The organism is Vibrio sp. Vf1514 (genome assembly GCF_052076135.1).
In the GTDB taxonomy this organism is placed as follows: Bacteria; Pseudomonadota; Gammaproteobacteria; order Enterobacterales; family Vibrionaceae; genus Vibrio; species Vibrio furnissii.
Genome location: NZ_CP197268.1, coordinates 877,886 through 900,324, shown reverse-complemented (window position 1 = coordinate 900,324; position 22,439 = coordinate 877,886). Strand labels below are relative to the sequence as shown.

The 22,439-nt window shown below is 49.7% G+C and carries 17 protein-coding genes; 12 read left to right on the top strand and 5 right to left on the bottom strand.

Annotated elements, in window-relative coordinates; genetic code table 11:
* Positions 1–21: 21 nt before the first annotated feature.
* Positions 22–651 carry a lysoplasmalogenase gene (locus ACS18Q_RS19100; RefSeq protein WP_004726719.1) on the bottom strand — a complete coding sequence of 210 codons (630 nt, stop codon included), beginning with the start codon at positions 649–651 and terminating at the stop codon, positions 22–24.
* Positions 652–756: 105 nt separating this feature from the next.
* A complete protein-coding gene (locus tag ACS18Q_RS19095; RefSeq protein WP_441257681.1) occupies positions 757–1,905 on the bottom strand; it encodes an iron-containing alcohol dehydrogenase in 1,149 nt (382 codons plus the stop codon).
* 232 nt (positions 1,906–2,137) lie between these two features.
* On the opposite strand from ACS18Q_RS19095, the gene ACS18Q_RS19090 reads away from it, so the two are divergent.
* Both ACS18Q_RS19090 and ACS18Q_RS19085 read left to right on the top strand, forming a co-directional pair.
* Positions 2,138–3,025, top strand: a complete 888-nt coding sequence (locus ACS18Q_RS19090; protein ID WP_004726716.1) for an AraC family transcriptional regulator — start codon at positions 2,138–2,140, stop codon at positions 3,023–3,025.
* A gap of 354 nt (positions 3,026–3,379) precedes the next feature.
* On the top strand, positions 3,380–6,526 hold the full coding sequence (locus tag ACS18Q_RS19085; protein ID WP_441257680.1) for a chitinase C-terminal domain-containing protein: 3,147 nt from the start codon (positions 3,380–3,382) through the stop codon (positions 6,524–6,526).
* A 166-nt stretch (positions 6,527–6,692) separates the two neighbouring features.
* Here the strand turns inward: ACS18Q_RS19085 and glgC are convergent, their stop codons facing one another.
* From glgC to ACS18Q_RS19070, 3 genes are all read right to left on the bottom strand, one after another.
* Positions 6,693–7,919: a glucose-1-phosphate adenylyltransferase gene (glgC, locus tag ACS18Q_RS19080; RefSeq protein WP_055465214.1), complete on the bottom strand. Its 1,227-nt coding sequence runs from the start codon at positions 7,917–7,919 to the stop codon at positions 6,693–6,695.
* Positions 7,920–8,100: 181 nt separating this feature from the next.
* The gene (locus ACS18Q_RS19075; protein WP_441257679.1) at positions 8,101–9,984 is read right to left on the bottom strand and encodes a diguanylate cyclase; all 1,884 of its coding nucleotides are present in this window, start codon (positions 9,982–9,984) and stop codon (positions 8,101–8,103) included.
* 209 nt (positions 9,985–10,193) lie between these two features.
* Positions 10,194–10,757 (bottom strand): hypothetical protein, encoded by a 564-nt coding sequence (locus tag ACS18Q_RS19070; RefSeq protein ID WP_441257678.1) that lies wholly within the window; start codon positions 10,755–10,757, stop codon positions 10,194–10,196.
* A gap of 98 nt (positions 10,758–10,855) precedes the next feature.
* On the opposite strand from ACS18Q_RS19070, the gene ACS18Q_RS19065 reads away from it, so the two are divergent.
* The 10 genes from ACS18Q_RS19065 to ACS18Q_RS19020 all read left to right on the top strand — a co-directional run bounded on the left by ACS18Q_RS19065 (position 10,856) and on the right by ACS18Q_RS19020 (position 22,357).
* Positions 10,856–11,524 carry a hypothetical protein gene (locus tag ACS18Q_RS19065; RefSeq protein ID WP_238770858.1) on the top strand — a complete coding sequence of 223 codons (669 nt, stop codon included), beginning with the start codon at positions 10,856–10,858 and terminating at the stop codon, positions 11,522–11,524.
* Positions 11,525–11,615: 91 nt separating this feature from the next.
* On the top strand, positions 11,616–12,071 hold the full coding sequence (locus ACS18Q_RS19060; RefSeq protein ID WP_004726708.1) for a hypothetical protein: 456 nt from the start codon (positions 11,616–11,618) through the stop codon (positions 12,069–12,071).
* Positions 12,072–12,143: 72 nt separating this feature from the next.
* Positions 12,144–13,979 (top strand): protein translocase subunit SecD, encoded by a 1,836-nt coding sequence (gene secD, locus ACS18Q_RS19055; RefSeq protein ID WP_004726707.1) that lies wholly within the window; start codon positions 12,144–12,146, stop codon positions 13,977–13,979.
* 3 nt (positions 13,980–13,982) lie between these two features.
* A complete protein-coding gene (gene secF, locus ACS18Q_RS19050; RefSeq protein WP_004726706.1) occupies positions 13,983–14,885 on the top strand; it encodes a protein translocase subunit SecF in 903 nt (300 codons plus the stop codon).
* A 735-nt stretch (positions 14,886–15,620) separates the two neighbouring features.
* Positions 15,621–16,361 (top strand): SDR family oxidoreductase, encoded by a 741-nt coding sequence (locus ACS18Q_RS19045; protein WP_004726705.1) that lies wholly within the window; start codon positions 15,621–15,623, stop codon positions 16,359–16,361.
* Positions 16,362–16,373: 12 nt separating this feature from the next.
* Entirely contained in the window at positions 16,374–17,579 is a 1,206-nt protein-coding gene (locus ACS18Q_RS19040; protein WP_441257677.1) for an acetyl-CoA C-acetyltransferase, read from the top strand.
* A gap of 41 nt (positions 17,580–17,620) precedes the next feature.
* Positions 17,621–17,968, top strand: a complete 348-nt coding sequence (locus tag ACS18Q_RS19035; protein ID WP_004726703.1) for a phasin family protein — start codon at positions 17,621–17,623, stop codon at positions 17,966–17,968.
* Positions 17,969–18,024: 56 nt separating this feature from the next.
* A complete protein-coding gene (gene phaC, locus ACS18Q_RS19030; protein ID WP_441257676.1) occupies positions 18,025–19,803 on the top strand; it encodes a class I poly(R)-hydroxyalkanoic acid synthase in 1,779 nt (592 codons plus the stop codon).
* Between the two features lie 202 nt (positions 19,804–20,005).
* Positions 20,006–20,623 (top strand): outer membrane beta-barrel protein, encoded by a 618-nt coding sequence (locus tag ACS18Q_RS19025; protein ID WP_154179845.1) that lies wholly within the window; start codon positions 20,006–20,008, stop codon positions 20,621–20,623.
* 63 nt (positions 20,624–20,686) lie between these two features.
* Positions 20,687–22,357, top strand: a complete 1,671-nt coding sequence (locus tag ACS18Q_RS19020; RefSeq protein WP_441257675.1) for an ABC transporter substrate-binding protein — start codon at positions 20,687–20,689, stop codon at positions 22,355–22,357.
* Positions 22,358–22,439 lie beyond the last annotated feature (82 nt).

The following is a 22,439-nucleotide window of genomic DNA, read 5'->3' as shown; positions in this document are numbered from 1 at the left end:
GTTAAAGATGCCGTGCGATCGCTAAAACAGCCGCGAATTGAGTACCGACAGCGTAATCAGCGCCTGCGCGGTGTAGTAAGTAAACATCACGACGTGGCGGGAAAATTTGGAGGATGAGCGAAAGCGGTCAATGGCTAACACCAGATCGGAGAGCATGAAGATGCAAGCGCCGGTAAAGGCCAATTTGGCCGAGGTGCTGTTGTAGCTCAGCCAATATTCAGCGGTTGCTGAGCCCATGGCAACGATAATCAAAATGTAAATCGCGACGGGCAATGTCATGGTGCCTAGGTTGGGCAGTAGCAGCAAAAAAGCCAAAATTCCCAGAGCCAGAATCACCGCCGGTGTCCACCACGTGATGGTGCTGACCATTCCCAAATAACCGAGCACATAACAGATGTGCGCCAACAGAAAACTGCTTAAGCCGCTGACAAACTTATCTTTGGGGAGCGACAGTAACACATCCCCAATGGCGGAAAGAATTAAGCCACTGAATATCCAAAACGCAAGATTGGTATCCACGCTGGAAGAGAACGGGATCAACGCCGCCATCAGTAAAACGGGCAGCGGTTTGGAAAGGTAGAATAGCCAACGTGGCCCGCGCTCAATCGAGAACAGATGAATGCAAGAAAACAGCAAAATGCTTGGCCACATGTGATATCCCAAAAAATAAAGGCAGCGCGAAAGGCGCTGCCAAATATTAACAGGATTAACAGGCTGAGAGTAGGGCTTTAACTTATTAGTAAATATGTCAAAGGCTTACACGAGCGCGTTGGTTAAGATTTCACGAGATTCTTTCAGTGTGATCGCTTGGTTTTCGCCCAGTGTCACCATGCCATGTGCTTCCAACTGGTTCACAACTGCATCGACAGCGGCTGCGGCAGTTAAGCCGTGATCGGCGAATTGAGTTGCGATGTCCAACTGGTGATAGAACGCTTCGATCGCATCAATGGTGCGCTCTGCCAAGTCAGCTGAAGCTTCCAAACCAAAGACGTGGGTTCCCATCTGTTCTAGTTTAGCGCGTTTGGCTTCAATCTGATTACGCAGCAGCGATGGCTGAACAATCGCCAAAGAGCGTGCGTGGTCAACATGCCACAGGGCAGTCAGTTCATGACCAATCATGTGGGTTGCCCAGTCTTGTGGTACGCCCGTACCAATCAAACCGTTCAGCGCTTGGTTTGCACTCCACATTAGGTTTGCACGCCATGCATCGTTGTCACGACCAGCAAAGTTGCGGCCAAGAATCAGTAGGTTTTTCAGCAATGTTTCAGCATAACCGTCTTGCACCATGGCGCCGACTGGGCGTGTGATGTACTGCTCACATACGTGAACCCAAGCATCCACGATGCCGTTGATCAGTTGACGTTCTGGCAGTGTTTTCATCACATCAGGATCCATCACTGCAAATTTAGGCTGAACAAACTTCGTCATGAACGAGAGTTTGTCTTGCGTCTCTGCTTTGGTGATCACCGCGCCAGAGTTGGACTCAGAACCGGTCGCTGGCAATGTTAAAATTGCACCAATCGGTGTGGCTTCAGTGACGGCGTGTTTACGTGTCAGGATGTCCCAACCGTCGCCGTCATATTTTGCTGCTGCGGCAACGTATTTAGAGCCGTCAATCACTGAACCACCGCCGACGGCGAGAATGTAATCAATGCCTTGCTCTTTTGCGATAGCGACTGCTTTGTCCAAAGTCTCTTTGGTTGGGTTGGGTTCAACGCCGGAGAACTCCACCCAAGTGTGCTCGCTCAGCGCGGCAACCACTTGGTCGTATACACCGTTGCGCTTGATGGAGCCGCCACCGTAGATCACCAAAACTTTTTGATCTTGAGGAATTTCGTTTTTAACTTGGGCGATTTGAGCCTGGCCAAAGTGAATACGTGTTGGGTTAACGTAGGTAAATAGCATTGATCTCACCTCTTGCTTTAAAAAAGGGGGAAATCCCCCAAAGGCAGTATTTCTTGAATCCAGTATGTCTAGAATCCAGAGTGTCCTGAATCACGCGTTCCACCGATTCAGGAAGTCATGGGGTGCATAATAGTCCTCAATAATCCGATTTTGTAGGGCTATTCGTGCAATTAAATTGCCTAATTCTACAATTTATGGCAGTTTGAGCGAGGTTTGAATACGGAGTGAACAGATGACTGAATTGGCAAAGCTGATGCAACAATATGTTGAACATCATTCATTGCATGAATTAGAAGGCATTGCAGAAACCGCCATTCCTGGGGTTTGGTTTTATCGCAGTGGCGCGGGCAATCAGCGTCGTCCGTTTATTTACCAGTCGGGTATCATCATCTTGGGGCAAGGACAAAAAAACATTCATATTGGTCCCAATCCAGTGCAGTACGGTCCGAATGACTACTTGGTGGTGGGGGTGCCGATGCCCCTTGAATGTGAAGCGATTGTCGAAGCCGGTAAACCGTTACTTGGGTTGAGCATCGATATCGATCATTCGATTTTGCTCAAACAAGTCGACCTGTTGGAACAGGCTGGGTTCAAGCCTTGCAAGCAGGATAAAGATAATCAATGCGGCCTCAAATCAGTCAATATGGGTGAAGAGATGCTCAACACCTGTAAACGATTAATGCATGCGCTGAACGATGGGTTAGAAGCACAGATTTTGGGAGCGTCGCTCATGGAAGAGATGGTCTACCGTGCATTGACCAGTTGCGAAGGGCACGTGTTATTTGATTTGGCGCATCATGAAGGGCATTACGCGCGTGTGGCGAAGGCGCTCAGTAAAGTGCACCGCGAGTACGATCAGCAGCTCACGGTTCAGCAACTGGCGGAAGAGGCCAACATGAGTATTTCATCCTTCCATCAAGCTTTTCGAGGCGTCACGATGGAATCGCCACTGCAGTACTTGAAGAAAGTGCGTCTCAATAAAGCCAAAGAATTGATTCAAATAGAAGGTAAGCGGGTGAACGATGCAGCGCGTTTGGTGGGTTACACCAGTCCATCGCAATTTAGTCGTGAATACAAACGTCACTTCAACGAAACCCCACGGGGCGCAAAAGCTGCGTAAAAGAGGAAGTCGAAAGGTGATTGTTTACTCTGTTATCTCATTCGCAGAACGAGGATACTGACAGTCCCCTAAAGAGCATTTTGGTATGCTCCTGTTTAAAGATGCCCACGCCGTCATTTGGTGTGGGCTTTTTTTCGCCTGTTCACCGGCGTCATAAATTAGTTGTTGCTGCAAATTAACCTTGTGACATTTGCGTGATGAACGTTTGTGTTTGCGAGTGATTTTGAAGTTTTGCACTTTAGTCGATGTGAATTCTACCAAGTCACCTAAAGTTGTTTTACGAAAAAAATTAAAGTTTTCAGCGTAAGGACTGAAAGCTTTATTCCCGTAAAACAATAACTTAAGGAAATAAAAATGCGCTTACATCGAGCTAAAGTGTCGAAGAGTGTCTTTACGCTCAGCACTTTGACGGCTTCGTGCCTCATGGCGTTCAACAGCTATGCAGCGGTGGATTGTTCTGCTCTGGCGGAGTGGCAATCTGACACAATTTATACTGGCGGCGATCAGGTTCAATACAACGGGTCTGCGTATCAGGCCAATTATTGGACGCAGAATAACGATCCGGAGCAGTTCTCCGGTGATTACGCGCAGTGGAAACTGCTAGATGCTTGTACGACCGACGGTGGCGATGACAATCAGGCTCCCAATGCGACATTGACCTCTCCGTCGGCGTCGGATGTGTTGACAACCGGAGATGTGGTGACGCTGGCGGCCAGCGCGTCAGACAACGACGGGACGATCGCACGTGTCGATTTTCTGGTTGATGGTGTGGTGGTTGCCCAAGCGAGCAGTGCACCCTACAGCGCCACATGGACGGCGGTCGCCGGAACACACCAAATCAGCGCCATTGCTTATGATGACAAGGCACTTGCCAGCACGGCGAGTCAAGTCTCTGTTTCGGTGACAGACAGCACGCAACCGGGCAACGAAGCGCCAACGGTAGACATCACGTTGTCTGCCAGCCAAGTGGATGTGGGGGACGTGGTGACGCTCACGGCCAATGCTGCAGACGCTGATGGCAGTGTCGACAAAGTTGATTTTTACGTGGCCGGCTCTCTTGTGGGAACAGTCGCTTCTACACCTTACACTTTGGATTACACCACCACCCGTTCGGGGGCGCTGGCTGTGTTTGCGCGCGCGACTGATAACGTCGGCGCGACAACGGATTCGACCGCGGCGACGCTGACGGTGGCTGCTGGTCCCGTGGTCAGTACCTGTCGTCCTGATGGTTTGTATCAAACCGAAGGGGTCAGTGTGCCGTATTGTACGGTGTACGATGAAGATGGCCGCGAGAAAATGGGTGCCGATCACCCCCGTCGCGTCATTGGGTATTTCACCAGTTGGCGAGCGGGAGACGATGATCAGACCGCTTACTTGGTTAAAGACATTCCTTGGGAACAGCTTACGCACATCAACTACGCGTTTGTCAGCATTGGTTCTGATGGCAAAGTCAATGTCGGTGATGTCAACGATGCCAATAACGCGGCGGTTGGAAAAGAGTGGGATGGCGTTGAAATTGACCCAACGCTGGGCTTTAAAGGCCATTTCGGCGCACTGGCAACCTACAAGCAAAAATATGGTGTGAAAACGCTGATCTCGATTGGCGGCTGGGCCGAAACGGGCGGGCATTTTGACAATGATGGCAATCGTGTTGCGGATGGCGGTTTCTATACCATGACCACCAACGCAGACGGTTCGATTAATCAACAAGGCATTGAAACCTTTGCTGATTCCGCAGTTGAAATGATGCGAAAATACCGTTTCGATGGATTGGACATTGACTACGAATATCCAACATCGATGGCGGGAGCGGGCAATCCTGACGACACCGCATTCTCTGAATCACGCCGTGCTTACCTGATGAATTCTTATCACGAACTGATGCGTGTGCTGCGTGAAAAACTGGATGTAGCGAGCGCTCAAGATGGTGTGCATTACATGCTGACCATTGCCGCGCCATCATCGGCTTATCTGCTACGTGGTATGGAAACCATGGCGGTGACTCAGTACCTTGATTACGTGAACATCATGTCCTACGACTTACATGGTGCGTGGAACGATCATGTCGGTCACAACGCAGCACTGTACGACACCGGGAAGGATTCTGAACTGGCACAATGGAATGTGTACGGCACGGCGCAATATGGCGGTATTGGTTACCTCAACACCGATTGGGCATTCCACTATTTCCGCGGTTCAATGCCAGCGGGTCGCATCAACATTGGCGTGCCTTACTACACCCGCGGTTGGCAGGGCGTCACTGGTGGTGATAATGGCCTTTGGGGCCGCGCGGCCTTGCCAAATCAAAGCGAGTGTCCAACCGGTACGGGCGAGGGCGAGAAAAACAACTGCGGTTACGGCGCGACGGGCCTAGATAACATGTGGCACGATGTCAACGCCGCTGGTGATGAGATGGGCGCAGGTTCTAACCCAATGTGGCATGCTAAAAACTTGGAGCACGGCATTTGGGGTTCCTATTTAGCGGTCTATGGTTTGGATCCAACCACCGCACCGTTGGTTGGCACGTATGCCCGTAATTACGACAGTGTGGCGATTGCGCCATGGCTTTGGAACGCAGAGAAGAAAGTGTTCCTGTCGACGGAAGACAAGCAATCCATTGATGTAAAAGCAGATTACGTGATCGATAAAGAGATCGGCGGCATCATGTTCTGGGAACTCGCGGGAGACTACAACTGCTACGTGCTCGATGCCAACGGCCAACGCACCAGCATTGATAGCACGGAACAGGCGTGTGAAAGCGGTCAAGGTGAATACCACATGGGGAACACCATGACCAAAGCCATTTACGACAAGTTCAAAGCGGCGACGCCATATGGCAACACCGTGGCGACGGGCGCGGTTCCGTCTGAAACCGTCGATATCGCTGTGTCGATTGGCGGTTTTAAAGTGGGCGACCAGAACTACCCAATCAATCCGAAAGTCACCTTTACCAACAACACGGGCGTTGATATTCCCGGTGGCACGGCATTCCAGTTCGACATTCCGGTTTCTGCGCCAGATAATGCCAAAGACCAATCGGGTGGTGGTTTGAGCGTGATTGCCTCTGGTCATACGCGTGCAGATAACATCGGCGGTTTGGATGGCACAATGCACCGCGTCGCGTTCTCGCTGCCTGCGTGGAAAACGCTACCAGCGGGCGACAGCTACGAGTTGGACATGGTGTACTACTTGCCGATTTCAGGGCCAGCAAACTACAGCGTGAACATTAACGGCGTGGATTATGCCTTTAAGTTTGAACAACCTGATTTGCCGCTCGCGGATCTCTCGTCAGGAAATGGGGGGGGCACCGGCGGTGGCGACACTGGCGGCGGAACGACTGAGCCGGGTGATGTTGTGGAATGGGTACCCGGTTCGACGCAAGTGAGCGATGGCACGACGGTGACCTACAACGGCAAGTGCTTTGTGGCGCAAAACAGCCCAGGCGTGTGGGAAAGCCCAACCCAGACCAATTGGTTCTGGGAGGAAGTGACCTGCCCGTAAAGGGAAGCCACTGTGAAAAAACCGTCCTTCGGGGCGGTTTTTTGTGTGACGGATAAGCGATACAACGCGCTCAGAACAATAGTGTCGAATGCGAAGCCTTAACTCGCATGATACTTAACTCGCTGATAGGAGTGAAGGCTTCGCGTCGGCGTGACTCATGCATGGCTCACGAAGGAGGCGTGAATTGATAGCTTTCCGGCACCACCACAATCCCTTTTTCAGAAATTTGGAAGCGTTTGGCATCCTCAATTCGGTTTAAGCCAATTTGCGTGTGCGGCGGAATTTTAACGTGCTTGTCGATGATGCAGTTGACCAACTGACAACCATCGCCCACTTCCACATCATCAAACAAAATGCTGTCGACAATGGTGGCGCCGTCGTTGATGCGCACACCGGAAGAGACAATCGAGTGCTGCACCGAGCCGCCCGAGTTGATCACGCCGTTGGAAATGATGGAGTTGATAAAGATTCCTTCATTCCCCGTGGCCGATGACACCGTACGTGCTGGCGGAAGCTGTGGTTCGTACGTACGAATCGCCCAGTTTTTTTGGTACAAATTCATGGGCGGAACCGGCTCAAGTAAATCCATATTGGCTTCATAAAATGAGTCAATCGTGCCTACATCGCGCCAGTAGCAATCTTTCGCGACGCGCCCTTTGTCATTGCCAAACTGATATGCGTATACGCTTTGGGTTGGGATCAGTTTTGGAATGATGTCTTTGCCAAAGTCATGACTTGAACCACTGTTTTCTGAGTCTTCATTCAGCGCTTGTTGGAGCGTTTCCATATTAAAAATATAGATGCCCATCGAGGCCAAACTGCGATCAGGTTGTGAAGGCATCGCGGGGGGATCGCTTGGCTTCTCAACAAATGAGGTAATACGGTGTTCATCATCAATGGCCATCACGCCAAACGCTTTGGCTTCTTCGCGTGGCACATCCATGCAAGCGATTGTCAGCGTGGCGCCTTTCTCAATGTGCTCTTCCAGCATCGCCGCATAATCCATGCGGTAAATATGATCGCCGGACAGCACAACGACGTGCTTGGCATCGCTGCGTGACAGTAGCCACATGTTGTGAAACAGCGCATCGGCTGTTCCTTCGTACCATTTGCCACCTTTGCGCATTTGTGGGGGGACCACAGTAATGAACTCGCCCAATTCGGGGTTAAAAATGGACCAGCCATCACGCAGGTGTTTCTGCAATGAATGCGATTTGTATTGTGTCAGCACCAAAATGCGGCGTAAGCCTGAGTGCAGACAGTTCGTGAGGGTAAAATCGATGATGCGATATTTGCCGCCAAATGGTACGGCGGGTTTTGCGCGATCATCGGTGAGGGGGGAAAGTCGTGAGCCCATACCGCCGGCCAACACGACTGCTAAGGTATCTTGCATCTTTTACTCCCTAATCATGTGCAATTCATAACCACTTTAGAGAGTAGTACAAGTTTCACGCCACAATTGGAATGACCGTCAAATATGGGATGTGCGTAGTTTAGTTGTTACTAATGCACTAAAACAAGGCATCTTGTGCGTTAAAATTGCACCGTGTTGGTGCTGTGAAAATAGAGGATGATTAAGCGAAGTGAACCATTTCTGCGCTGGTGAGCACGGAGACGACATTTCGGCCTGACTCTTTGGATTCGTACAAGGCCATGTCGGCACGTTGATACACTTCTTCAGGCACTTCAGTGATATCCGTCAGGCCGCCGCTGACGGATAAATCCCCTTGATGGAGATCGAACACCGCCACGCGAAGCCGATTGAGGACGGTTTCCGCTTCATCGATTGGTGTGTGAGGCAAAATGATGGCAAATTCTTCGCCACCAATTCGTGCAAGAAAGTCTGATTCGCGCAGTTCATTGCGCAAACATTGGGCAACGGCACGAATGGTTTTATCGCCGCGCGCGTGGCCATATTTGTCATTGATGCGCTTGAAGTGATCAATATCGAGAATCGCCAAGCACGATTGCTCGTGTGCCGGATAGCGTTTGACACGCATGCATTCCGAGCGGAATTCTTGATCAAATTTACGTCGGTTCCAGATGTTGGATAATCCATCTTTTTCACTTTGGTCACGCAATTGGTCTTCCAGCAACTTGCGTTCAGTGATGTCAACAAACGACGCCACGTAGAACTGAATGATGTCGTCATCATCCAAAATGGTCTGAATACGTAAGATCTCCGTGAGCATCGAGCCATCTTTACGTTGGTTGATCACTTCGCCTTCCCAGAAGCCGTCATTCTGCAGCGCCTGCCACATCTCGACATAAAATTCTGACGTGTGTTTTCCAGAGGCAAACATCGATGGTTGTTGCCCGCTCACTTCTTCAAAGCTGTAGCCACTCAGGCGGGTAAACTCATTGTTGACCTTGATGATGCGATTATTGCGGTCGGTGATGATCACCGCCGACATGCCATTCATCGCCGCGCGCGCCAATTTACTCTCAATGCTGTTTTTCTGATGGTTGTTGTTCCACAGCACGAAGATCGAGGCAATCAGGCAAATCAGCGCAAACAGGGCAACCATTTGTAGGGTTAACGTGTTTTTGCTGTTGTGCATCAAGGCATGGATTTCGCTATTCTCAACACGCTCCAATAACACCACCGAGGGCACGTTGACCAACGATGCGTTTGGCGAAATCTTCACAAAACTGAACCATTGACCGTTTTCGGAAATGGTGCCTTGTTCGTCAGAAAGAATGGTATGCCAAAGCTGCGGGAAACGCTGCGCCAAATTAGTGAGCGCGGTACGATCGTTTGATTCCTCCAGCCGCTGACTCATCAACACATCCCCGTTGAGGTTCAGAATATCGGGCAGCATGGCTGCGCGATTGCTGCCAGCAATTTGCTGATAAATGTAGTTCAGATTGATGTTTGCGACGAAATAGCCTTTGCGCTCGCCATCAAGTTCGATTGGGGAGACAAAATAGAGCGATGGTTTGGTGGGCGTCATGTCGTCGCCAGTCGATTGCACACCAAACACGCCGATTTGCCCCGCAGACAAGCTTTGTCCGTAGAGAAAGTAATCTTGCAGCGCGCGGTTTTGCAACTCATCCCGAGTGAGAATTTGCGCTTTCCCTGCTTGATAGTCGACGCGGATCTGTTCTTGGCCTTGAGGGTCAATAAACCTTAAACAGGAATAGACACCTTGTGTTCGCGAGATGAGCAACCAAAAATCTTCGACATTGGCAATATTGATTGGGGTCGGGTGACGCACGGTCTGATGGAACATGCCGTTGTTGGCTAAGGTGGCGATGGAGGTATAGGCTTCATCGAGCGTCGTGATCAATTCATGCTTACTAAATTCCAATTTCACGCGGTGCTTTTGTTCAATGAGGGCGATCGCGCGTTCATCCAGTTTGTTGAATTCCTGGATGAAGTAGAGCGAGGGAACAAACCCAATAATAAACAGCACAATGAGAAATTGACTGAAGGACTTAGTAAATGATGAAGACATGACGGCTTAGCAAAATGATCAGGCAAACAGTATATCGTGTGTAAATGAGATTTCGCTTCCAAATTTATAGGATCGTGGCTTAGGTCAAACTTACTGGGTGAGTTTTGGTATTTTCTCACGGGTGCCTATGCAATTTGGGCAGATGATCACTTGTGTTGGTTGCTGATTCAAACAGCAATTTACAATGTAAAGCCAAGGCTTGAGTGCCATTAAGGCATGCTCATGACTTGGGTTAATATTTGAAGTTCATACTCATAGCGCAGGCGCATCATTGCCAGTTGCTGATGCAACAGATCAAGCTGATCGTTCAACTCTTTGTTAGATTTCAGATAGAGTTCCGTGGCGAATGCATTGCTCATCAACCCCGCTTGCTTGCACGCTTCACTGATGTTAAACCACGTTTCCCATTGTTTGGCGACGTCAGTGGGCATGTCATCGAGTTGGTGTTGCAGTTGTTGAATCTCTTGAATCGCCCGCTTGACGCTACCCAGTTGTTGAGTGACGGCGGCTTGAAAATCCTGTTTGTTGCGACGCCACAGAAATTGCAGCTCGGCACGGAAAAACTCTTGGTGCAAGAAAATTGCGTGTTTGAAATTGGGAAGCCAGTGGTTATATTGAGAGGCCAGTAAATTGTAGTGCTGGTCTAAAATCTGTTGCGAAATGAGCGCCTTATTCCAATCTTGTTCTGTACAACGGGCCGCCTGACTGGCGTGAGGTAAAGTCAGGCCGATGATGGCCGTTAACAGAAGTAAGCGCGCTCGTGTTGTTGTCATTGTCGAAGACCGTTCGTGAGTCTAGCTTTAGTATAGAAAATGAGCACAAAACACCATGCCTCATTTTCATGTCATAAGACATCGGAGTAACACCATCAATGAAAAAAGTGCTGATGATTGTGCTTCTCCTCCTCGGCTTAGGCGGGGCGGGAGCTGGTTATTATCTATTCTATTATCAACCGCAACATGAAGCGCACAACGCTGATGCTAGCGTGGATGGCGTGTCGACTTCGCCAGCGATGACCGAAGGCAGTACGGCCCCCGAGCCTGAAAAGCCGGAAGTTTGGGATTATTTTGTCGATTTACCGAAGCTGGGTGTGCGTGAAGCCCCGAGTGACGCGGCGTTTATCGAGCGCTTGCTGTATCGCGGTGACAAAGTTCACTTGTTCGAGAAAAAAGAGGGCTGGGGGCGGATCACTCAATATTTCGTGTACAAAGAGGGCGGGCCTGAAGTCGCAGAATGGGTCCCACTGTCTGGATTGGTTGAGGAAGCGCCGGTCATTACGCCAGAGGAGCGTAAAAAAACCTTATTGGGCTACATCGAAAAATCGGACGATTTGCTGCAATTTGAAAGCGTATTCGTGCAAAAAACCGATCAGTTACTGAAAGATGGCACCTGTTCTCCTGATGATTTTGAAGAGCTGGGCGGTTGGGTTCGTTCGGTGAAGTATCAGGAACGCGATGTGTATTTCGTCTATTGTGGTGGCATGAAACAAGCCAACAAGATCTATCTCAATGTGCAAACCGGTGAAATTTTTTATCGCTAAACCACGTGGAAAGGCGCAGTTGTCCAAAATTTTACTTGAGCAGATGCATACTCAGACTTACACTGCCGGAAATTCTTAGGGTATGCACTGTATGTCTTGGCATGTAATTCGTATTTTCTGGCTTTCTTTGTTTGCGTTGGTTTTACCGATGCAGGCATTGGCATGCCTCGATGCGAAGCCTGCCCATTCACCAGTGACTGCACCTGCCGCTCTGATTCAGGATCTGTTACATCAATCCACCGAGCGCGACCCACAACCCCTGAGCAAAGCGCCTGCCACTGATACCGAATACGCACGGTCAGCGGTTGCGATTCTGAATTCTGTTCGTTGGCACGCCAGCGAGCGTTATCAACTCAGTGATTCTGATGCCGATCCTCTGGATACGGTTCCGCCTTTCTACCCATTGATGGATTCAAGCCTCGCGCTGCGTTTTGTTGAACGCACGGTGTTGGCGTCCTATCAAGATTTCCATCCTTCTTATCGTCTTTCCGGCTGGAAAGAGACCAACGCGATGTATGTGGCGTTGAACAGCCAGTATTTTCATTAATATTCCACAAATTTAAGGTGACGTTGTCACATTTCTTGTTTTAAAACTCGGCGCATCGCTGAGGGGATATTTATGAAGAAAACCAAATCAAAAGCACCCGCGCGCGTGCTGAACCGCTATTCAACCTGGAAATACGTGGTGTTAGTGGTCACCGTTGTGGTGCTGGCGTTAAGCGCCATTCCAACGTGGTATGGCGAACAGCCATCCATTCAAATTCAATCATCAGGCAACAGTGGCGAACTGGCGAATGTGGTGAGCGTGAACCGCTACCTCACACAGCAAGGGGTTGTGCCGCAAGAGATCACCCAGCAAAACCATCAAATGGTGCTGGTGTTCGAAAACGAAGCCGAACAAACCTTGGCACGTGAAGCGCTCGACAAACTGGTCGATGAAGGCGACACCATCACTTACTCTTATGTGTCTGTTGCGCCGAAGTGGTATGGCAAGCTGGGTCTAAACCCCATCAAACTTGGCCTTGACCTGCGTGGGGGCGTGCAATTCTTGTTGAATGTTGATGTTGATAAAGCATTCCAAGAGCAGCGTGACACCATGGTTGATGAAGTCAAAGACATGTTGCGTCGTGAACATCTGCGCGGCGTGCGCGTGCTGTCTCAAGGGGTCGATGGCCTGAGCGTCGATACCAAATCGGATGCTGCATTGACCAAAGTGGCGACCTATTTCAAACAAAATTATTCCGGTTGGGAAGTGAAACGCAGCTCTGACAAGCTGGTGGTGACGCCAACCAAACAAAACAAATTGGAATTCCAATCTGTTACCTTGCAACAGAACCTCAAGATCATGCGTGATCGTATTGAGGAATTGGGGATCACCGAAGCCTTAGTGCAACGTCAAGGTGAGCACAGCATTCGTATCGAACTGCCTGGCGTACAAGATCCATCTCAGGCGAAAAATGTGATTGGTGCGACCGCAAGCCTCGCGTTTTACGAAGCGAAAACAGGCTCTGACGCGATGTCTAACGATTCGCTGGTATTGAAAGACAACAACGGCAGAACCGTGGTGTTGAATAAACGCCCAGTTCTCACTGGCGATCACATCGTGAATGCGCGCGCTGGCGTCGATAACATGGGCCTGTCGGAGGTCAACATCTCGCTTGACCATGCTGGCGGCAAGATCATGAGCGACTTCTCCGGTAAGCGCATCGGCAAGCCGATGGCCACGGTGTATCGCGAGTACAAAACCAATGCTCGCGGCGAAACCGAACGTAGTGAACGCGTGATCAGCGTGGCAACGATTCAGTCTCAACTGGGCAGCCAATTCCGCATCACAGGCGCAGGGTCTGCTGATGAAGCGCAACAACTGGCGCTGCTGTTGCGTGCCGGTTCATTGACCGCGCCAGTCACGATTGTTGAAGAACGTACCATTGGTGCATCACTGGGTGCAGAGAACATCGAAAATGGTTTCTCGGCGTTGGCACTGGGTATGGCGATGACCTTGACCTTTATGGCGTTGTGGTATCGCCGTTTGGGTTGGGTGGCGAACTTAGCGTTGCTGGCTAACATGGTGTGCTTGCTGGGTTTGATCGCTTTACTACCTGGCGCAGTATTAACCCTGCCGGGGATTGCCGGTTTGGTTCTGACGGTCGGTATGGCTGTGGATACCAACGTACTGATTTTCGAACGTATCAAAGATAAATTGAAAGAAGGTCGCAGCTTCGCGCAGGCGATTGATTTGGGCTTTAGCAGTGCATTTAGCACCATCCTTGATGCCAACATCACCACCATGATTACGGCGCTTATCCTGTACTCCATCGGTAACGGGCCAATTCAGGGCTTCGCTCTGACATTGGGACTGGGTCTGTTAACCAGTATGTTTACCGGCGTATTTGCTTCACGCGCGATTATTAACTTGGTTTGGGGACGCGACAATCGTCGTGATGTAAGGGTGTAAATCATGATTGAATTTCTAAAAGCGCGCATGCGCAAAATCCGTTATATCACCAGCGTTCTGTCGATTGCGTTGATGGTGATCTCGCTGGCCGCGTTGGCGATTCGCGGCCTGAACATGGGCCTTGATTTCACCGGCGGGATGGTGACTGAAGCGGTGGTGAATAGTGAAGTGACTAACCATCAACTGCTGGATGCGCTGAAACCGACGCTCGGTGATTCTGTCTCCGTGACCAAATCGGGTGAGGATGGCCGCTGGGTGATTCGTTACCCACTGGCGGAAGAAGGGCATGATGCGCCGGATATGGATCATCTGCTCAACCAAATTTCCGACCACGTGGAGATCATCAGCAACAGCATGGTTGGCTCTCAAGTGGGTCAGGATTTGGTTGACCAAGGCGGCTTGGCGCTGATGCTGTGTATGATCTGTATTTTGGGATATTTGTGTTTCCGTTTTGAATGGCGTTTGGCAAGCGGTGCTTTGCTGGCGCTGGTTCACGACGTTGTTTTGGTGCTGGGCTTCTTTGCGCTGACACAAATGGAGTTTAACTTAACGGTCTTTGCGGCAGTTTTGGCGGTATTGGGTTACTCGCTCAATGACTCCATCATTATCGCGGACCGAATTCGTGAATTGTTGCTGGCGAAACAAAAAACGCCTACGCCAGACATCAATGACCAAGCGGTTATTGCGACGTTTTCGCGCACCATGGTGACCTCAGGTACAACCTTGATCACGGTTGCTGCGCTGTGGTTGATGGGGGGCGCGCCCTTGGAAGGATTCGCGACGGCCATGTTCATCGGCATTATTTCCGGGACTTGGTCATCGATCTCGATCGGTACTGTGTTACCGGAATGGCTCAAACTCGAACCGAAACACTATTTACCCGTGGAAGTGGACTTAGCGCCATAATTGATACCACCTCGTTTAGGGCCGGCTTTGCCGGCCTTTTTTATACTGAAATCGCAGGGATCATCGGTGGCATTCACGATGTGTGCACTCAAATAAACGCGAAGGTCTGACCACAATAAAGTGATGAATAAGCAGATATTATTAGTTTATTTCGCTATCAATGAATTCAAATAAGCCCATTTTGTTATTCTAACTTCACCAACAGAGATAATTAATAACATTGTTATTTAATTAAAAATGAAAGTTATTTATTATTTTCTCACCTATTTCGTGCGTGATAATTATTTTGATCACCATAAAAGTGCAATCAGAATGCAATTTATTGGTGCAGGTGACCCACAATGGTTATTTAGAACTGCTGCACGTTGTTGATTACATTGATACATTCGAAGTCTTGAGTGAAATGAATGTAATGTTATACTTTTCTATTTATTTCAATTGGTTATGGTTTTTGGTCTTGATTTCTTTCAGCGAGAAAGGTTATGAAATCAATGACCTATGTTTATTTAACAATAAATCAACATTTCATGACTTGTGAGAACTAAATCAAATTTATTAGAAAACGCTAAACTTTAATTTGAATTGTCACAATCACCGATTAGTTTAAATAAAGAGCGACAAACAATTCTTCTTTGCAAAGGAATATATATTTCGTCGGTTGATGTTATTTTTGCTGTTGGCATCAAGTTCAAAAAAGATTTTCAACCTACTGTTATTTTTTGAATGGAGTCATAAATGAAAAAAGTCGCTTTGATCACAGGGTCAAAAGGTGGAATTGGTTCGGCCATTTCAACACAGTTGGTCGATGACGGTTATCGCGTCATCGCTACTTACTTTACTGGAAACTATCAATGTGCTCTGGACTGGTTTACTGAAAAACAGTTCACCGAAGACCAAGTTCGCCTGTTCGAACTCGATGTGACCAACACGCAAGAATGTGCAGAACGACTCAGTGCTTTGCTTGAAGAAGAAGGCACCATCGACGTCGTGGTGAACAACGCGGGTATTACGCGTGATGGCGTATTCAAAAAAATGTCGGCGGCTTCTTGGAAGGAAGTGATCGACACCAACCTTAACAGCTTGTTTAACGTGACACAGCCTTTGTTCTCCGCCATGTGCGAAAAAGGGGGAGGCCGTGTCGTCAACATCTCTTCCGTGAATGGGCTTAAAGGGCAGTTTGGTCAAACCAACTACTCTGCGGCGAAAGCTGGCATGATTGGTTTTTCAAAAGCACTGGCCGCAGAAGGCGCGCGCAGTGGTGTGACCGTGAACGTGATCGCGCCGGGATACACCGCAACGCCCATGGTCGAACAAATGCGTCCAGAAGTGCTGGAATCCATTGTGCAAACTATCCCCATGCAACGCTTGGCTAAGCCAGAAGAAATTGCGTCTGCAGTGAGCTTTTTGGTGAGTGACGCGGGCGCGTATATCACTGGTGAAACGCTGTCGGTGAACGGCGGCTTATACATGCGTTAAGGGGGCGGAAAGATGGAAAAAGTATTTATTGTTGCTGCCAAACGCAGCCCAATTGGTGCCTTTGGTGGCACGTTAAAAAATGTCTCCGCTGGCAAGTTGGCCGCCGATGTCATCAAAGGCGCGCTACAGGCAGGCAATGTCGATGTGAATCACGTTGATGAAGTGATCATGGGGCATGTGATCAGTGCCGGTCAAGGAATGGGCGTGGGGCGTCAAGCTGCCATGTTTGCCGGTATTCCCGAGGAAGTCCCAGCGTATGGCGTCAATATGGTGTGTGGCAGTGGCATGAAAACGGTCATGGATGCGGTGGCGCATATTCGTGCTGGCGACATTTCGGTGGCCGTCGCCGGTGGTGTGGAAGTGATGTCGCAAATCCCGTTTGTGACACCGAGTGCGCTGCGTGATGGCCAAAAAATGGGTGGCTTTGAAATGAAAGATCTGCTCATCAATGATGGTTTAACCGATGTGTTCAACCAATACCACATGGGCGTGACTGCAGAGAATATCGCCAAGCAATTTGAGATCACGCGTGATGCGCAAGATGCGTTTGCGCTAGAGAGCCAGCAAAAAGCAGTCGCAGCCATTGAGGCGGGCAAGTTCAACGATGAGATTGTCCCCATCGCCGTGCAACAGCGCCGTGACACCATCACTTTTTCCGTCGATGAGTACCCCAAAGCGGGTGCAACGCTCGCTGGTCTGCAAGGGTTGCGTCCTGCGTTTGATAAAGAAGGCTCGGTGACGGCTGGCAATGCGTCGGGCATCAATGATGGTGCCAGTGCAATCATCGTCGCATCACAATCGGCGGTTGACGAGTATGGTTTTGAACCCTTGGCGGAAATCTTGGGTTATGCCCAAACCGGTATCGATCCGCGCGTCATGGGGCTTGGTCCTGTCAGTGCGGTGACACAAGCGCTGGAAAAAGCAGAGCTGGGCATCGATCAAATTGACCTATTTGAGCTCAATGAAGCCTTTGCCGCTCAGGCATTAGGAGTGGTTCACGGGTTGTCGGCGGAACATAACGTGTCAACCGATTCCATTTTGGCCAAGTCGAATGTCAATGGGGGCGCAATCGCCCTCGGGCATCCGCTGGGCGCGTCAGGTAACCGCATTCTGGTTACGTTAGTTCACGAGTTAAAACGTCGCGGTAACGATTACGGTGTAGCATCCCTGTGTGTGGGTGGTGGCATGGGTACGGCGATCGTTATTAAAGCGTTGTAATCACAGTTCAGATATTTACTTCAATCACTAGGAGATACGTCATGTACACGGATTTTTTTAAAACGTTCACGGACCAAACTGAAAAGACACTGGAACCCTATGTAAAATTCAACAAGTTGGTGGCTAAAAATGTTGAAGTGTTGACTGAGCTGCAACTGAGCTCAATTCGCACATATAGCGAAATGGGTTTGGCGCAAATGAAGGCGGCCAGCGAAGTGAAAGACACGGCCACATTGACGACGTTCAGTTCCCAGCAAATGGGCGTGCTGAGCAAGCTGTCTCAGCAAATGATGGATGACAGCAACAAGCTGCAATCTATTGCGAAAGAGTTTAAAGAAGACATCGACAAACTTGCTTCAGAAAACCTTAAGTCAGTGACCCCCGCATAACACTGTACTTTCGCGCCGCCCTCGGGCGGCGCTTTTTCTGTTTAAGGAGTAAGTCTATGTTTCAACATGTCTTTACGGACTATCTTGTACAACTGCAAGAGGCCAACCACCGCTGGTGGCAAGACTTCGAAGTGAACAAGGCAGCCGTTAACACCCCACTGAACAAAGCGTTGCAGGAAGTGAACTGGGATGATTCAGTGCAGTTTTTAGAAAAGGCTGCTCATCAACCGGCAGCGCTACTGCAACTGCAAACCGAATGGTGGGAGCAACAACTAAAAATTTGGCAAACGGTGGTGCTGGAAGGTAAGAAAGAAGCCATTGTCGACAGCGAACTCGGTGACAAGCGTTTCGCTGATGATTCGTGGCAGTCCGACCCGTTTTTCAACTTCATCAAGCAGTCATATCTGCTTTACAGCAAAACCTATCTGGACACCATTCACTCGATTGAAGGCTTGGATGAGAAAGCCAAAGAACGCATTTTGTTCTTTTCGCGTCAGTCCATCAATGCACTGTCACCAAGCAACTTCATTGCTACCAATCCCGAGCTGCTGAAACTGACCGTGGAACAAAATGGGGAGAATCTACTGAAAGGATTGGAACTGCTGAAAGAAGATGTCGAATCGAGCGCCGAAATCCTCAAAATTCGTATGACCAACAACAATGCCTTTCGTTTGGGGGAAGATGTGGCCAATACGGCAGGCGAGGTGGTGTTCAAAAATGATCTGTTTGAGCTGATTCAATACAAACCGCTGACGGAAACCGTGCATTCAACGCCATTGCTGATTGTGCCGCCATTCATCAATAAGTACTACATTCTTGATTTGCGCGAAAAGAATTCGCTGGTGCGCTGGTTGGTGGAGCAGGGGCATACGGTGTTTATGATGTCTTGGCGGAATCCCGGTAAAGCGCAAGCCAATGTCAACTTCGAAGACTATGTCCTCGACGGCGTGGTAAAAGCGGTCACCGCCATTGAGTCGATTACGGGTCAAGAGCAAATCAATGCCGCGGGGTATTGCATTGGTGGCACCGTTTTGGCGACGACCATTGCGTATTACGCGGCAAAACGTATGAAAAAACGCATTAAATCCGCCAGTTTCTTCACCACGTTGCTCGATTTTTCACAACCGGGTGAAGTCGGTGCCTACATCAACGACACCATCATCAGCGCGATTGAAATGCAAAATAACGTCAAAGGCTACATGGATGGTCGCTCGTTAAGTGTGACGTTCAGTTTGTTGCGTGAAAACAGCTTGTATTGGAACTACTACGTCGACAACTACCTCAAGGGCAGCAGCCCGGTCGATTTCGACCTGTTGTATTGGAACAGCGACAGCACCAACGTTGCCGCAGCCACGCACAACTTCTTGCTGCGCGAACTTTATCTGGACAACAAGCTAGTGCAGGATAAAGGCGTGAAAGTCGGTGGGGTGTGGATTGATCTCGATAAGATCAAAATTCCAAGCTATTTCATCTCGACCAAAGAAGACCATATTGCGCTGTGGCAGGGCACTTACCGTGGCGCCCTGAAAACGGGCGGTAACAAAGTGTTTGTTCTGGGAGAGTCCGGCCACATTGCGGGTATCGTGAATCATCCCGACAAAAACAAATATGGTTTTTGGACCAATGACACGCTGGAAGACTCGGCCGAAGAGTGGTTAGACAGTGCGCAACGTACCGAAGGCTCATGGTGGACACATTGGGATACGTGGCTCACCGCGTTTAGTACCAAAGAACAAGTCGCGCCATATCCAATTGGGAATGACGAATATCCGGTGATTGATGTCGCGCCAGGGCAATACGTCAAACAAGTTCTACCCATTGCGGATGTGGATTAGTTGAACGTGAATGCGCCATCGAATCCCCCTCGTGGCGCTTCTTTCTCTTCATTAAATCAAGCAATAATCTCTCACATTGTTTCCTGTTTTAACGCCGTGCGATGGTGCATGATTCGCAGGGTTATCGGGGTGGCAGGGAACGCATAAAGACTCAGGGTTTGAGCAAGATAACGCCGTTGTTTATTCACCTGAGAATGCATATATGTCTAAAAAATTTGTTCTACTTGCCGCTACGGCAGGTCTTTTTTCTGTGTCCGCGCACGCCGAATGGTATGTGGGCGGCGCGCTCGGTCAGGCACGCTTTGATGATGCCAGTGTGAGCGGTACCGTCATGGGGTATTCCACCACGCAAGATCTGTCTTTAGAAGATGACAAATCGACCATCGCCTCGATTTTTGGTGGCTATCAATTCAACCGTTACTTTGCCTTGGAAGGCTCGGTGACCGGGATTGATGCACTCGATGGTTCGGTGGTAACGGTGGGGGACATGAGCTACATTGCCATTCAGCCCAAAGTCTCATTGCCGGTCACAGACCATGTCAGCCTGTTTGCAAAAGCGGGTGTCGCCTACTTTAACGCTGAAATCAAAGTCAGCAATGCCGTCGCTGGGTACTCAGGTTACAGCACATTTTCAGATTCCGATGTGACGGGCATTTTGGGCTTAGGAGTCGAGGTGGCCGCCACGGATAACTGGCATATTCGCGCATCATGGGATTATTTGAGACCAGAGCTTGATGTGGTCAACGTGGGCTACGCGAATGCCTCGGTTGAAACCGATATCAATGTTTTCTCCCTCGGTGTCAGCTATCATTTCAATTAATGCTTGAACCAATGCCCATGTCGGGCATTGGTTGTTTTTGCTTCCTGTGAGCGTATTTCCCCGATGGCAACCATGAACGACACGCACCTCAGACGACTCAGCCAGTTGCTGCAACATTATCAAACAGGCGTCGCTTATTCCTTAAGCATTGACACGCTCGAAACGGTTTTGGCGACCTCGCGTCGAAATACGTCGCTCATTCTCAAACAGTTGGCTGATCTGGGTTGGGTGCGGTGGCACCCTGCCGTGGGGCGCAGCAAAACCAGCCAGTTGGTGGTGTCGCTGACGTTTTCAGCGGCGTTAACCCAAGTGGTGAGGCAAGAGCTCAGTAAAGGCCGTTTTGCGCTGATCACGCGCCTGTTGGCACTGTACGGGGATGACACTGTATTGGCGCTCGCCGGTGCCACGGCACAACAAAACCAATGGAATGAATCGAACAATCACCTGCTCATTACCCGATACCCAGCCGTCGATACTTTGGATCCTTTGAAAACTCTGCGATTGGCAGAGCTTCAGGTGATTAAAAGCGTCTATGACACGCTGTTAAACCAAGATGCGATGGGGAATTTGATCCCCGCTTTAGCGCATTTTTGGAAACTGGACGGTTGCTGGTTAACGCTCTGGCTTCGGCCAGATGTCCTTGCGCACAATGGTCAAAAGCTGGTGGCAGACGATGTGGTGTGGAGTTTGGAACGCTTAAAGCACATCGCTGGGCCTGTGCAGCACCTATTCGACAGCATGCGCGCGGTGAGGGCCGAATCTGAGCACCGAATCGTGATTGAACTCAATGCGCCCAATGCTTTCTTTCCGTATGTGCTGGCCATGGCTAATAGCGCCATTTTGTGTCGCCCGGAACCGCATTGCGTTCAGCCACGGAAATGTGTCGGCACGGGGCCATTTAGCGTGGGCAACTGGGATGAAGAAAAACTGACTCTTATTCGCCATCAACATTACTACGCTAGCAAAGCGTTGATTGAGCAAATCACACTGTCACACGGTGATGAGCAGGTAATTCGCGCCATGAGTTTTAACCAAAAAACCGGCGCGACGGAGAGTTCCGTTATCAGCGCTTTGTCGTATCTGACGTTTAATGTGCGAGAAACCAGTGATGTGGATACGCACACTTTGGCGCAGTTGTACGCGTTCTTGGCGCAGGAAAAGTATCACGTAGATGCCCACAACTGCGTCGAGAATTTAGCGTTTGAATGCCCACACGACAAGGATGAGCGCAGCATAGCCAATCACGTTGTCCCCGAACTAACAGGCACGATCGTGTTGGCCGAACCGGTGTGGACCATTCCTTATCTTCAAGCGGTTGCGGATTGGCTGCACGCAGCCATTCAACGCACGGGGTTGATTGTGAAGGTGATTGAACTCAAGGCGATCAGCGAACCACAAAGCGTTGCGCATTTGGCAGATCTGATGCTGATTGAGGAAGTGGTGGAACAACCCAAAGCGTACGGTTTATATGAATGGCTGTTGGTGTCGACCGGGTTGCGTTTTACCTTCTCGCAAGCGGAAATGGCGCAGCACAAGCAGGCGCTCGCGCAAGCGGTGAGCGATACCAATCCGTATGCACGCTTGCAGCTGTTGGAACAACAGCTTTACGATCAGCGGCGCTGTTTACCCCTGTTTGTTGGGCGAGAAGAAATCACCTGCACGCAGCAAGTGCAGGGCATTCAAGTCAACAGTACCGGTTACAGCGATTTTTATAAGTTGTGGATGGGTGACTAACGCACATAAAAAAAACCAGTGAATGATCACCGGTTTTTGCTTTTTTGCTTTTTTGCTTTTTGTGCGTGGGGCGCTTAGCCCA

Bases quoted from the DNA above. Each gene is read 5' to 3' on its own strand.
- ACS18Q_RS19100 (WP_004726719.1), bottom strand. From the start codon at position 651: ATGTGGCCAAGCATTTTGCTGTTTTCTTGCATTCATCTGTTCTCGATT.
- ACS18Q_RS19095 (WP_441257681.1), bottom strand. From the start codon at position 1,905: ATGCTATTTACCTACGTTAACCCAACACGTATTCACTTTGGCCAGGCT.
- ACS18Q_RS19090 (WP_004726716.1), top strand. From the start codon at position 2,138: ATGACTGAATTGGCAAAGCTGATGCAACAATATGTTGAACATCATTCA.
- ACS18Q_RS19085 (WP_441257680.1), top strand. From the start codon at position 3,380: ATGCGCTTACATCGAGCTAAAGTGTCGAAGAGTGTCTTTACGCTCAGC.
- glgC (WP_055465214.1), bottom strand. From the start codon at position 7,919: ATGCAAGATACCTTAGCAGTCGTGTTGGCCGGCGGTATGGGCTCACGA.
- ACS18Q_RS19075 (WP_441257679.1), bottom strand. From the start codon at position 9,984: ATGTCTTCATCATTTACTAAGTCCTTCAGTCAATTTCTCATTGTGCTG.
- ACS18Q_RS19070 (WP_441257678.1), bottom strand. From the start codon at position 10,757: ATGACAACAACACGAGCGCGCTTACTTCTGTTAACGGCCATCATCGGC.
- ACS18Q_RS19065 (WP_238770858.1), top strand. From the start codon at position 10,856: ATGAAAAAAGTGCTGATGATTGTGCTTCTCCTCCTCGGCTTAGGCGGG.
- ACS18Q_RS19060 (WP_004726708.1), top strand. From the start codon at position 11,616: ATGTCTTGGCATGTAATTCGTATTTTCTGGCTTTCTTTGTTTGCGTTG.
- secD (WP_004726707.1), top strand. From the start codon at position 12,144: ATGAAGAAAACCAAATCAAAAGCACCCGCGCGCGTGCTGAACCGCTAT.
- secF (WP_004726706.1), top strand. From the start codon at position 13,983: ATGATTGAATTTCTAAAAGCGCGCATGCGCAAAATCCGTTATATCACC.
- ACS18Q_RS19045 (WP_004726705.1), top strand. From the start codon at position 15,621: ATGAAAAAAGTCGCTTTGATCACAGGGTCAAAAGGTGGAATTGGTTCG.
- ACS18Q_RS19040 (WP_441257677.1), top strand. From the start codon at position 16,374: ATGGAAAAAGTATTTATTGTTGCTGCCAAACGCAGCCCAATTGGTGCC.
- ACS18Q_RS19035 (WP_004726703.1), top strand. From the start codon at position 17,621: ATGTACACGGATTTTTTTAAAACGTTCACGGACCAAACTGAAAAGACA.
- phaC (WP_441257676.1), top strand. From the start codon at position 18,025: ATGTTTCAACATGTCTTTACGGACTATCTTGTACAACTGCAAGAGGCC.
- ACS18Q_RS19025 (WP_154179845.1), top strand. From the start codon at position 20,006: ATGTCTAAAAAATTTGTTCTACTTGCCGCTACGGCAGGTCTTTTTTCT.
- ACS18Q_RS19020 (WP_441257675.1), top strand. From the start codon at position 20,687: ATGGCAACCATGAACGACACGCACCTCAGACGACTCAGCCAGTTGCTG.